The sequence below is a fragment of the Variovorax sp. J22G73 genome, assembly GCF_030317035.1.
Classification (GTDB): Bacteria; Pseudomonadota; Gammaproteobacteria; order Burkholderiales; family Burkholderiaceae_C; genus Variovorax.
This window is the reverse complement of sequence record NZ_JASZYK010000018.1, coordinates 22,509-34,857: the sequence shown is the minus strand read 5'-3', so window position 1 is coordinate 34,857 and position 12,349 is coordinate 22,509. Positions and strand designations below refer to the sequence as shown.

9 protein-coding genes are annotated in these 12,349 nt (G+C 68.5%); 1 reads left to right on the top strand and 8 read right to left on the bottom strand.

The features are described 5' to 3' along the window. Positions 1-95 precede the first annotated feature (95 nt). From QTI51_RS35540 to QTI51_RS35515, 6 genes are all read right to left on the bottom strand, one after another. Positions 96-3,011 carry a ribonucleoside-diphosphate reductase subunit alpha gene (locus tag QTI51_RS35540; RefSeq protein ID WP_116910533.1) on the bottom strand — a complete coding sequence of 972 codons (2,916 nt, stop codon included), beginning with the start codon at positions 3,009-3,011 and terminating at the stop codon, positions 96-98. Between the two features lie 360 nt (positions 3,012-3,371). Further along, positions 3,372-3,995: a 1,6-anhydro-N-acetylmuramyl-L-alanine amidase AmpD gene (gene ampD, locus QTI51_RS35535; protein ID WP_286518005.1), complete on the bottom strand. Its 624-nt coding sequence runs from the start codon at positions 3,993-3,995 to the stop codon at positions 3,372-3,374. Then, on the bottom strand, positions 3,982-5,646 hold the full coding sequence (locus tag QTI51_RS35530; protein ID WP_286518006.1) for a sigma-54-dependent transcriptional regulator: 1,665 nt from the start codon (positions 5,644-5,646) through the stop codon (positions 3,982-3,984). The genes ampD and QTI51_RS35530 overlap by 14 nt, the downstream gene beginning before the upstream one ends. A 4-nt stretch (positions 5,647-5,650) precedes the next feature. Beyond that, positions 5,651-7,348 carry a two-component system sensor histidine kinase NtrB gene (locus tag QTI51_RS35525; RefSeq protein ID WP_116910531.1) on the bottom strand — a complete coding sequence of 566 codons (1,698 nt, stop codon included), beginning with the start codon at positions 7,346-7,348 and terminating at the stop codon, positions 5,651-5,653. After that, entirely contained in the window at positions 7,345-7,611 is a 267-nt protein-coding gene (locus tag QTI51_RS35520; RefSeq protein WP_286518007.1) for a PP0621 family protein, read from the bottom strand. Before QTI51_RS35520 ends, QTI51_RS35525 begins: the two co-directional genes overlap by 4 nt. Continuing rightward, on the bottom strand, positions 7,608-8,420 hold the full coding sequence (locus tag QTI51_RS35515; RefSeq protein ID WP_286518008.1) for a cytochrome C assembly family protein: 813 nt from the start codon (positions 8,418-8,420) through the stop codon (positions 7,608-7,610). Before QTI51_RS35515 ends, QTI51_RS35520 begins: the two co-directional genes overlap by 4 nt. Positions 8,421-8,532: 112 nt before the next feature. On the opposite strand from QTI51_RS35515, the gene ffh reads away from it, so the two are divergent. Beyond that, a complete protein-coding gene (gene ffh, locus QTI51_RS35510; protein WP_286518009.1) occupies positions 8,533-9,921 on the top strand; it encodes a signal recognition particle protein in 1,389 nt (462 codons plus the stop codon). A 79-nt stretch (positions 9,922-10,000) separates the two neighbouring features. Here ffh and QTI51_RS35505 read toward each other — a convergent pair whose 3' ends face one another. Together QTI51_RS35505 and QTI51_RS35500 are read right to left on the bottom strand one after the other, a co-directional pair. After that, complete coding sequence (locus tag QTI51_RS35505; protein WP_286518011.1) at positions 10,001-11,140, bottom strand: AAA family ATPase; 1,140 nt, start codon at positions 11,138-11,140, stop codon at positions 10,001-10,003. Then, positions 11,137-12,039, bottom strand: a complete 903-nt coding sequence (locus QTI51_RS35500) for an RNA ligase family protein (protein WP_286518013.1) — start codon at positions 12,037-12,039, stop codon at positions 11,137-11,139. The genes QTI51_RS35505 and QTI51_RS35500 overlap by 4 nt, the downstream gene beginning before the upstream one ends. Positions 12,040-12,349 lie beyond the last annotated feature (310 nt).

Sequence of the window (12,349 nt, the reverse complement as noted above, 5' to 3'; positions counted from 1 at the left end):
GAGTGAACGTCGCGCGTCTTTCGCATGCACCTCGCTGTTTTCTCGAAGCGTCGCGCGCATCTTTGCGATGCATGGCGCGACGATTCACTTGCACATCACTGGCAGGCTTCGCAGGTCGGATCGTCCACACCGCAGAACGCGATGTCGGTGGCGGGCATTGCGCTCATTTGTGCCTGCGCGGCAGCAGCCGCGGCTTCGAGTGCGCTCATGCCCGAGGGTGCGTCGTTGCCCGACGACACCGCGTTCAAGCGGCCCGACTGCACCGTCGACTTCTCGGCGTGCGTCGCGCTTTGCGTGCGCAGGTAGTACGTGGTCTTCAGGCCGCGCAGCCATGCGAGCTTGTACGTGTCGTCGAGCTTCTTGCCCGATGCGCCGGCCATGTAGATGTTCAGCGACTGCGCCTGGTCGATCCACTTCTGGCGGCGCGCCGCGGCTTCCACCAGCCACGTGGTCTCCACTTCGAACGCGGTCGCGTAGAGCGACTTCACGTCCTGCGGCACGCGGTCGATGGGACGCAGCGAACCGTCGAAGTGCTTCAGGTCCATGACCATCACGTCGTCCCACAGGCCCAGGCGCTTCAGGTCGCGCACCAGGTAGTGGTTGATCACGGTGAACTCGCCTGACAGGTTCGACTTGACCGACAGGTTGCCGAAGCAGGGTTCGATCGATGCGTCCACGCCGATGATGTTCGAGATGGTCGCCGTCGGAGCGATGGCCACGCAGTTCGAATTGCGCATGCCGTCGGCCTTGATCTTGGAGCGCAGCGCGTCCCAGTCGAGGGTGGCCGAGCGGTCGACTTCGACGTAGCCGCCGCGTGCCTTCTCGAGCAGGTCGAGCGAGTCGATCGGCAGGATGCCCTTGTCCCACAGCGAGCCCTTGTAGCTCGAGTACTTGCCGCGTTCGCGCGCCAGGTCGGTGGACGCCCAGTACGCGTGGTAGCAAATGGCTTCCATCGACTCGTCGGCGAACTGCACGGCTTCTTGCGAGGCGTACGGAATGCGCAGTTCGTACAGCGCGTCCTGGAAGCCCATCAGGCCCAGGCCGACCGGACGGTGGCGCAGGTTGGAGTCGCGCGCCTTCTTCACGGCGTAGTAGTTGATGTCGATCACGTTGTCGAGCATGCGCATCGCTGTGGAGATCGTCTTCTTCAGCTTGACCTGGTCGACCTTGCCGTCCTTCAGATGCTGCAGCAGGTTCACCGAACCCAGGTTGCACACGGCGGTTTCGGTGTCGCTGGTATTCAGCGTGATTTCCGTGCACAGGTTCGACGAGTGGACCACGCCGGCGTGCTGCTGCGGCGAGCGCACGTTGCAGGCGTCCTTGAACGTGATCCAGGGGTGGCCGGTCTCGAACAGCATCGTGAGCATCTTGCGCCACAGGTCGGTGGCCTGCAGGGTGCGCGCGGGCTTGATCTCGCCGCGGGCGGCCTTTTCTTCGTAGGCGACGTAGGCCTTCTCGAAGTCGGCGCCGAACAGGTCGTGCAGGTCAGGCACGTTGGAAGGCGAGAACAGCGTCCAGGTGCCCTTTTCCATCACGCGGCGCATGAACAGGTCGGGGATCCAGTTGGCGGTGTTCATGTCGTGCGTGCGGCGGCGGTCGTCGCCGGTGTTCTTGCGCAGCTCCAGGAACTCCTCGATGTCGAGGTGCCAGGTTTCCAGGTACGTGCAGACCGCGCCCTTGCGCTTGCCGCCCTGGTTCACGGCCACGGCCGTGTCGTTCACCACCTTCAGGAAAGGCACCACGCCCTGCGATTCGCCGTTCGTGCCCTTGATGTGGCTGCCGAGCGCGCGCACGCGGGTCCAGTCGTTGCCCAGGCCGCCGGCGAACTTCGACAGCAGCGCGTTTTCCTTGATCGACTCGTAGATGCCGTCCAGGTCGTCGGGCACGGTGGTCAGGTAGCAGCTGGAGAGCTGCGAGCGCAGCGTGCCGGCGTTGAACAGCGTGGGCGTGCTCGACATGAAGTCGAACGACGACAGCACTTCATAGAACTCGATGGCGCGCGCTTCGCGGTCGATCTCGTTCAGCGACAGGCCCATGGCCACGCGCATGAAGAAAGCCTGCGGCAGCTCGATGCGGCTCTTGCGCACGTGCAGGAAGTAGCGGTCGTACAGCGTCTGCAGGCCGAGGTAGTCGAACTGGTTGTCGCGCTCGGCCTTCAGGGCGGCGCCCAGGCGGGGCAGGTCGTACTGCAGCAGCTTCTCGTCGAGCAGGTCGTTCTCCACGCCCTTCTTGATGAACTGCGGGAAGTAGTCGGCGTAGGCGGTGGCACGCTCGACCGGCATCACTTCGCGGCCGATGATTTCCTTGAAGATCGTGTGCAGCAGCAGGCGCGCGGTGGCGAAGGTGTAGTCGGGGTCCTTCTCGATCAGCGTGCGGGCCGCCAGGATGGACGCCTTGTAGACCTCGTCGAGCGGCACGCCGTCGTACAGGTTGCGCATCGTCTCGGCGACGATCGGCGCGGCGGTGATGCTGTCGCCCAGGTTTTCGCAGGCCGATTCGATCAGGCCCTTGAGCTGGTTCAGGTCGAGCTCGACGCGCTCGCCGTTGTCCAGCACATGCAGCGTCTGCACGGCCGGCATTTCATGCTCGCCCTGCTTGGAACGCTCTTGCGTGCGGCGCTCGCGGTACAGCACGTAGGCGCGTGCAATCTCGTGGTGGCCGCCACGCATCAGGCCGAGCTCGACCTGGTCCTGCACGTCTTCGATGTGGAAAGTGCCGCCGCCCGGACGCGAACGCACCATGGCGCGGATCACGCCTTGCGTGAGCGTGTCGACCGTTTCGCGCACGCTGGCCGAAGCCGCGCCCTGGGTGCCGTGCACGGCCAGGAAGGCCTTCATCATCGCGATGGCGATCTTGTTCGGCTCGAAGGGCACCACGGCGCCGTTGCGGCGAATGATCTGGTAGTGCGCCAGGTTCTGGCCGCCAGGCGAACCAGCGGTGTCTCGAGGCTGCTGCGGCGGCGTCGAGGGAACGGCGCGCGGGGTCGATTGGGGGGTCAGGGCTGTTTGCATTCGCTTCCTCTCGGTTGGCAATTCTTGTTGGATGGCGACGTCTGGGCCGGGCCGGGCCGGACGTCACGCCGGTGCTGATGACCGGACGGAGGACACTATATCTAGGGTGTGGATGACCCACAAGCCACTACCGGTAGTGTTTTCCTTTAAACACACACACCGACAAAAATCTGTTCGGCGGGGCACACCGCCAGAGATGCCGCGTGAACACTGGCCTATGTTCTCGCAACCCGCATGGGGCTTGGCTTGCAAGGCGATTTGGGCTTGCAGCCCGCATGGTTGCTGGCTCGGGCATTTGCAATTCGCGTGGCGATTAGCTTCAACCGCAGCGCATCGCAGCGCGCCGGGCGATTGAAAAAATTAGCGCTGCGCCAGCTGCGCGGGAAACATCTGTGGATTCCAGCCGAGGTGTTCGCGCAACAGGTGCCAGTCGAAGCCGGCGCCGGGGTCCTGCTTGCGGCCCGGCGCGATGTGCTCGTGGCCCGCGATGTACGCGATGGGATAGTGCTGCGCCACGGCGGCGCACAGGCTCGCGAGCGTCTCGTACTGGGGCGCCTCGAACGGCTGTCCCTCCAGGCCTTCGAGCTCGATGCCGATGGAGTCGTCGTTGCAGTTGCCGCGCCCGCGCCACGACGACACGCCCGCGTGCCAGGCGCGGTCGTCGCAGCTCACGAACTGCCAGAGCTCGCCGTTGCGCCGCACGAAGAAATGCGAGGACACCTGCAGCCCGCGAATCGACTGGAAGTAGGGGTGCGCGTCCCAGTCGAGCTGGTTGGTGAACAGCTGCTGCACCGCGTCGCCGCCGTACTCGCCGGGCGGCAGGCTGATGGAGTGCAGCACGACGAGGTCGGTGGGCGCGGTGCCGGGGCGGGGCCCGAAGTTGGGCGAGCGCAGCGCCTTCGCGAAGCGGTACCAGCCGGCTTGCCAGAGGCTGTCGCCGGTGGGCGAACCCTCGGCGGCAGCGGGGGTGTCAGTCGTCGGCATGGCTGCCCGCGCCATCTTCGCCACTGGAGTCGCCATGGGGGTCGCCGGTGAGGTCGCCGTTGGGCGTGGTGATGCCCAGGCGCGCGATGCGGTAGCGGATCTGGCGCAGGCTCATGCCGAGCCGCGCGGCGGCCGCGGTGCGGTTGAAGCCGCTCTCGTGCAGCGCGCGCACGAGGATCTCGCGCTCCTGCTGGTCGAGGTAGGCCTGCAGGTCGGAGGGCAGCGGCGGCGGGGCGGGCTTGGGCGATGCGAGCGTCGCCGTCGAGGCGAGGGCCGAGGCGGATGCAGCCGGTGCGGCAGGTGCAGGAGGCGCCATGGTCATCGCCGACGAAGGCGCATCGAACGCCGGCATCAGCGGCGCCGGCGCGGACGCCGCGGCCTCGGCGGCGGCGGTGAAGCCGCCCATCAGGTCCAGGTGCAGCTCGTCGCCGTCGTTCAGCGCGACCGCGCGGTGCAGCAGGTTCTCGAGCTCGCGCACGTTGCCGTCCAGCGGGTGCAGCGACAGGCGGCGCAGCAGGTCGCCCGACAGCAGCGGCACCGGCAGCCCGCCGTCCTGCGCAATGCGCGCGAGCAGCGCGGCGCACAGCGCGGGCAGGTCTTCGCGGCGCTCGCGCAGCGCGGGCACGGCGATCTCGATCACGTTGAGGCGATAGAACAGGTCTTGCCGGAAACGCCCGGCCTGCACTTCGGCGTGCAGGTCCTTGTGGGTCGCGCTCACAATGCGCACGTCGACCGCGTCTTCCTGCGTCGAGCCGATGGCGCGCACGCTGCGCTCCTGGATCGCGCGCAGCAGCTTCGACTGCATGGCCAGCGGCAGGTCGCCGATTTCGTCGAGAAACAGCGTGCCGCCACGCGCGGCCTGGAAGTAGCCGTCGCGGTCTTGCGCCGAGCCGGTGTACGAGCCCTTCTTGGCGCCGAAGAATTCGGCCTCGAGCAGGTTCTCGGGAATGGCGCCGCAGTTCACGGCGACGAACGGGCCTTCGCTGCGCTGGCTGCAGGCGTGCACGGCGCGCGCCACCAGCTCCTTGCCGGTGCCCGACTCGCCGCGCACCAGCACCGGTGCCATGCCGCGCGCCACTTTCGCGATGCGCGACTTCACGAGGCGCATGGGTTCCGAGTCGCCCACGAGGCGGTCGAGCGCGGCAATGCCGATGTCGGAAGCGGGAGCACCGAGCGACCCGAGCGGCGTGAGAGCCCCGAGCACGGACGACCCGCCGGCGCTCGCCGCCTGCGCGGACTTGGCCGCCACCGGCACCGCGTGGCGCGCCTGCACGGCGGACGCGACGACCGCGCGAAACTGCTTCAGGTCGACCGGCTTGGTGAGGTAGTCGAACGCACCGGCCTTCAGCGCCTCCACCGCGTTCTCGGCGGAGCCGTAGGCCGTCATGACCACGCAGCGCTCGCTGCGCTGGTCCTTCTGTATGCGGTGGATGATCTCCATGCCCTGGCCGTCGGGCAGGCGCATGTCGGTGATCACCGCGTCGAACCGGCCGGCCTCCAGGTACTGCCAGGCTTCCGACACGCTGCCCGCGGCCTCCACGCGATAGCCTTCGCGCAGCAGCGTCAGCTCGTACAGCGTGCGCAGGTCGGGTTCGTCGTCGATGACCAGGATCTGCGCCGGCCGCTGGGTGGAAGGGGTGGGGATGGTCACGGCGCTATTGTGTCAGCCGGTTTTCGCTCACGGCGAAGCTGACGAAGAATTCATTGCCCTCGGGCCCGCCCGCCACCAGCGCGCGGCGCTCGTAGCCGATGGTGGCGCCGTGCCGCCGGCACAGCTCGCGGCACAGGAACAGGCCCAGCCCGCTGGAGCGGCTCTCGGAAGAGAAGAAGGGCTCGAACAGGTGGCGCTGCACCGCGGGTTCCAGCGGTGCGCCGTCGCTCCACACCATCAGGCTGGGGCGCGGCGTGCCGGCGCGTTGCAGCGTGGTCAGCACCTGGATCGCGCCGTCGCGCGTGCTGGCATAGCGCGCGGCGTTGTCCATCAGGTTGACGATCAGCCGGCGCAGGTGCTCGGCGTCGAAGCGCACGTCGGTGCCGGGCGCATCCAGCGCCACGTGCACGCCCTTGCGCTGCGTCTGGCGCATCCACTCCTCGGCCAGCACCTGCACCGCGGGGTCGAGCACCACCTGCTCGCCCAGCGAAAGCACGCGCTGCTGGCGCGCGCGCGAAACGTCGAGCACGTCGTCCACGATGCGCGCGAGCCGCTGCGCGTTGTGCTGCACCATGCTCGTGAGCTTGCGGTGCGCGGGGTCGGTGAGGTCTTCGGCGAGCAGCGCGCTGGCCTGCGTGATGGCGGCCAGCGGGTTGCGAATTTCATGGGCCACCGCGGCCGACATGCGGCCCATGGCGGCGAGCTTCTCGGTGCGGATGCGGGCCTCGAGCTCGCGCAGGTCCTGCAGGAACATCACGCACAGGCTGTCCACGCGCCGCTCGCTGGTGGGCGTGAGCCGCGTGCGCACGCGCACCTCGCGTGCCGCGCCGCGTTGCTGCGCCACCGGGATCTCTTCGGTCTGCGGTTCGCGGCGCGCGAAGGTCTGGCGCGCCAGCGCGGCCAGTGCGTGCCACGCGGGCTGCGCATGCAGCGGAAACGGCAGCGCCAGTTGCGCCAGGCCGTGGCCCAGCACGGCGTCGGCGGCCGGGTTGGCCGCATGCACCAGGCCTTCGGCGTCGATCACCAGCACGCCTTCGCTTAGCGTCTCGATCACCAGGTCGTTCACCTGCGCCTGCATCTGCGCGCTGCTGCGGCTGCGCTGCGCCACGGCTTCCTCGCGCGCCAGCCGCCGGGCCAGCTCGTGCGCGAGCAGCGCCACCACGAACAGGCCGGTGCCCGTGAGCGCGGCCTGCACGAAGCGGCCCGAGGAATCGACCGGCTGCTGCAGCCAGTGCCAGCCGGCGTCGGCCAGCAGCAGCAGCGTGACGCTGGCGGCGGTGCCCAGGCTGACGGTCATGGTGCCGAGCACCGCGCTCATGAGCACCGGCAGCGCGAACAGCGGCGTGTAGTTGACGCTGCCGCCCTGCAGCAGCTGCAAGGCGGTGAAGGTGCCCAGGTCGATGCCGATGGTCAGCAGCCACAGCGCGGTGAAGCCGCGAATCGGCGGCTGGAAGCGCGTGTAGCGCATGCCCAGCCAGCTGGCGACCACGTACAGCGCCGAGATGGCCATGGCCACCGGCTGCATCGGCTGGCCGAGCGCGAAGGCCACGCCCTGCAGCAGCACCAGCACCAGCGCGACGAAGCAGCGTGCGCCCATGAAGCCGCGCCACAGGCGCGTGAGCGCGGTGCTCTCGCCCGGGCCCAGGTCGAGCACGTCCCAGTCGGTGACGGGGTCGGCCAGCGACCGCGGGGGCGAGCTCATCGCGCCGTGGCGGCGTCGCGGTGGGCGGTGCTGCAGTAGACGGCGCCGCTCGAACCCGCGGGCCCGGCGATGGCGTCGGTCGCCGGCAGGTGCAGCCCGCAGTGGGCGCAGCGCACCATGGCCTTGGGCGGGCCGACCTGCGTGGGCGCGCGCTGGGCCTTGGCCGCGCGTTCGCGCTGGGCGTCGCGCATTTCTTCGCGCCGGTTCTTGCGCCAGAGCCAGATCGCGATCCACAGGACCGCGAGAACAAGGAGGTATTTCATACAGGAGGACGGGCCAGCACCACTTCGAGCACGAAGCGCGAACCGACATAGGCCAGCAGCAGCAACGCCGAGCCGGCGTAGAGCACGCGCCGCGCCGTGCGGCCGCGCCAGCCGAAGCGGACCCGCCCGATCAGCAGCACCGCGAAGGTGAGCCAGGCGAGCACCGAGAAGGTGGTCTTGTGGTCCCACTTCCAGGCGCGGCCGGCCGCGCCGTAGAGCTGTTCGCTGAACAGCAGGCCGGCCAGCAGCGTGGCCGACAGCAGTACGAAGCCCGCGGTAACGAAGCGGAAGGTGAGGCGCTCCAGCGTCAGCAGCGGCACGCCGCCCTGCGGCTCGGCGGTGGCCAGGCGAATCTGCTTTTCGGCCCGCGTGATCAGCCAGGCATGCACCACCGCCGCGCCGAACAGGCCGTAAGACGCAATGCCGAGGGCCAGGTGCAGCGGCAGCCAGGGCGAGGCCGTGACGTGCAGCGGCGTGCCCGGAAACAGGATGGCCAGCAGCACCGCGGCCGCGCCCAGCCAAGCGAGCGCGCGGCGCACCTTCAGCTGCGGATACATGCGGCTTTCGACCGCGTAGACAGTGAGCACCAGCCACGCGGTGACCGACAGGGCGGGGGCGAAACCGAAGCGCGGCTCGCTGCCGACGAGGCCATGGGCCAGCACGGCGGCGTGCAACAACCATGCGATCCCGAGGGCCCACTGGGTCGATTGGCGACTCAGCCTTGCGCCCGCGGCGGCGGCAAAACCATAGGCAATCGCGGTGGCGATGCCCAGCGCCACGCCGAGTGGAGAGGGGATCGCTAAAATCATCGGCCGGAGTTTAGCGTCTCGCCCTTGCGTTGCCCGCGCCCGACTTCAAGTTCTCCCCTCGTCTCCAAGACTTCCACCGGCCCGCCGCAGCGGGCAGCAAGGCATCCCGCTCATGGCCACCGCCCTCACAGAAAAGTTTTCCCGCCTCGTCAAGACGATGAGCGGCCAGGCCCGCATCACCGAAAGCAACGTGCAGGACATGCTGCGCGAAGTGCGCATGGCGCTGCTCGAGGCCGACGTGGCGCTGCCCGTGGTGCGCGACTTCGTCGCCCGCGTGAAGGACAAGGCGCTCGGCCAGGAAGTGCTGGGCTCGCTCAAGCCGGGTCAGGCGCTGGTGGGCATCGTCAACCGCGAGCTCGCCGCCACCATGGGCGAGGGCGTGTCCGACATCAATCTCGCGGCCCAGCCGCCCGCGGTGATCCTCATGGCCGGCCTGCAGGGCGCCGGCAAGACCACCACCACCGCCAAGCTGGCCAAGCACCTGATCGAGAAGCGCAAGAAGAAGGTGCTCACCGTGTCGGGCGACGTGTACCGGCCCGCCGCCATCGAGCAGCTGAAGACCGTCACGAAGCAGGCCGGCGCCGAGTGGTTCCCGAGCACGCCCGACCAGAAGCCGCTGGACATCGCGCGCGCCGCGCTCGACCACGCCAAGCGCCACTACTTCGACGTGCTGCTGGTCGACACGGCCGGCCGCCTGGCCATCGACGAAGTGCTCATGACCGAGATCAAGCAGCTGCACGCCGAGCTCGACCCGGTGGAAACGCTGTTCGTGGTCGACGCCATGCAGGGCCAGGACGCGATCAACACCGCCAAGGCCTTCAAGGAGGCGCTGCCGCTCACCGGCATCATCCTGACCAAGACCGACGGCGACTCGCGCGGCGGCGCGGCGCTGTCGGTGCGCCAGGTCACGGGCGTGCCCATCAAGTTCGCCGGCACCAGCGAGAAGATCGACGGCCTGGAGGTGTTCGACGCCGAGCGCCATGCGGGCCGCATCCTGGGCATGGGCGACATCGTGGCGCTGGTGGAGCAGGTCACGGCCGGCGTGGACGTGGCGGCGGCGCAGAAGCTCGCGGCCAAGGTCAAGAGCGGCGCGGGCTTCGACCTGAACGACTTTCTCGGCCAGCTGCAGCAGATGAAGCAGATGGGCGGCCTGTCGAGCCTGATGGACAAGCTGCCCACGCAAATGGCCGCCAAGGCCACCGAGGCCGACATGACCCGCGCTGAGCGCGACATCCGCCGCAAGGAAGGCATCATCCAGAGCATGACCCCGCTGGAGCGCCGCAAGCCCGAGCTGCTGAAGGCCACGCGCAAGCGCCGCATCGCGGCCGGCGCCGGCGTCCAGGTCCAGGAAGTGAACCGCCTGCTCAACGAGTTCGAGCAGATGCAGGGAATGATGAAGAAGATGAAGGGCGGCGGCCTGATGAAGATGATGAAGAAGATGGGCGGCATGAAGGGCATGGGTGGCATGGGCGGCCCCGGCGGTCCCAAGCTGCCGTTCTGAGCGAACGCCGCGTCACTGCATCACCGCACACATATATATAAGAGGGCCCGCCGGTTCGCACTGGCGGGCCCTCCTGCTTTCAGCTCTGCACGTCGTAGACCGTGTCGTGCGCTTCCACCGGCGCGGGCAGTTCCCAGCGGTGCAGCATGCGCTCGATGCCCGCGTTCGACAGCGTGGTGTCGCGCTCGCGGTTGCGCCGCATCAGCTCGGCGTGCGGCACCTCCAGGTACACCAGCTCGGTCTGCGCGTGGTAGTTCCACAGCAGGTCGAGTGTCTTGCCGCGCATCTGCTCGCTCAGGTGCGTGGCGTTCCACACGAAGCGCTCCTGCCTGCGCAGCAGCGCCTTGGCCTGGTCGACCGCGTGGTGCGCGGCCATGCCGTCGTTCTCGCCGTGCTTGAGCCCCAGCTCCGCGCGCGCATCGTCGAAGGACACCACCGGCCAGCCCTTGCGATGCTGCGCCACCCAGTGGTTCTTGCCGCTGGCGGGCAGCCCGCACATCACCGTGACCCGTGAGCCCGCGTTCTGGAACAGCGGGTAGTCGGGGCTGGTGTCGGCGCCGCGAAAGTAGGCCAGGCGCGTGTGCGCATCGGCCATCTTGCGCGGGCCGTTCCAGCAGCCTTCTTCCTGCGCGAGCTGCTCGAAGAGCGCGATGTCGGCCAGGCTGTCGGCGCGCTTCTCGTAGTGGCGCCCGAGCATGTCGCAGCGCGCCACGCAGCACAGGTCCGGCAGGCTCAGCTCCCACGACAGCTTGTGCGCCAGCCATTCCGGCCGCACGCCCTTGCGCGAAGCGAAGGCATGGAAGGGCAGCTGGTGCACCGCGATGATCCGGCACACGGCTTCGCGCAGCGCGAACGGCACGCGCGCCTTCCACATCAGCACGCGCATGTCGACCGCGCCGCGGCGCGAGTGGCCGGGCTGGCCGATGCGGCCGCTGGCCGGGTCGATCACCGTGGTGTCGGGCTTGGCGATGTCGTGCAGCAGGCAGGCCATGAACAGCACGAAACGGCCGTCTGCGTCGGCGCGCTGGTAGTGCGCGTCCTGCAGCAGCGCGTCGAGCACCATGCGCGTGTGGATGCCGACGTTGCCTTCGGCGTGGTAGTACGGGTCTTGCGGCGTTGCTTCCAGCCGCAGCAGTGGCGGTAGCAGCGCGCAGCATTGCGGCCAGTCGGTGCCCTTTCCAGGCGCGGGCACCAGCGCCTTCAGATCGGCGAAGTTCATCGCGACCTCCTTGCGTTCGTTGTCAGTTCCGCCGGTTCGCGCAGCGTGCGCAGCCCCAGGTCTTGCCATGTGGTGGTGGGCGTGGGTGCGTAGAGGTCCACGCCCGGCGCCAGCTGGTTGGGCAGCACTGGCCGGCGGCTGTGGTGCGAGCCCGAGTCGAGAATGGTCTGCACGAAGTCCGGCCGCACCCACTTGTAGCGGCCCGTCACCTGGCCGTTCGATTCGGTCTTGAGGTACAGGCCTTCGGCCAGGTCCGACAGGTCGGTCTGCTGCCGCACCAGGTCGAGCGGCTGGCCCTCGTGCGCCACGGCCTGCTCGAACGCGGCCTTCCAGCCCGCACTGCGCGCGAGCGAGGGCCGCACCAGCGAGCGCAGTGCCTTCGCCTGCCGCGGCATCTGGCCGTCGTACAGCACCGGCACCGACAGCACCGGCCCGCCCGCGAGCAGCGCGTGCCGCGCCGGCGTCGAGAGAAAGCACTGCGCGACGCGGTCGTAGATGTCGAACTCCAGGAAGAACGCCGGCAGCCGGTCGTACCAGCAGCTGTGCTTGGCAAAGCACCACTCGCCGTACATCACGTAGCGGTCTTCGAGCCGCGCCAGCAGCGCCCCTTCGTGGGCCGCGGCCCAGTGCTTGAAGAGATTGAACTGGCGCTCGCCGGCACCGCCCGCGAGGTAGTGGCCGCGCGACTGCAGCAGCAGCTCTCCCGCCGAGGTGAAGGACACGGCGGCGTTGGCGCCGTCGAGCTTTTCCTCGACGACCACCTGCATGCCGTGCAGCGCGGCGAGCGGCACCTGGCCGTCGTCGGTGTCGCCCGCTTGCAGGCGCGAGCCTTCCAGGTGCGCAGTACGGGGGTACTTGAGCAGCGGAATGGATGAAAGAGAAAGAGAAGAAGCAGACACGTTGGTTCTCCGGATGCGAATCAGGAAAGACCGACAACGTGCGGGAGCGAAGCTGGAGATATCTAAGCGAGATCGGGTGCGACCTCTGCGGCCTGGGTGTCCCCATGCATGTGGGGGAGGCCGTGTCTGGTCAGCGGGGTACGCAGCTAGGCGCCCGACATGACCAGCAATGAAGCGGTGTTGTCGGCGTCAGGAAGTGATGACGGCGAATCGGGGCACTTGGCGCTCCAGTGAAAGGGCGAGGTTGAAAGAGGCGCGGATTCTATAAGCAGAAAGCGCCGCGGTGAAGTCTCGTCGCGGCGCTTTCGAT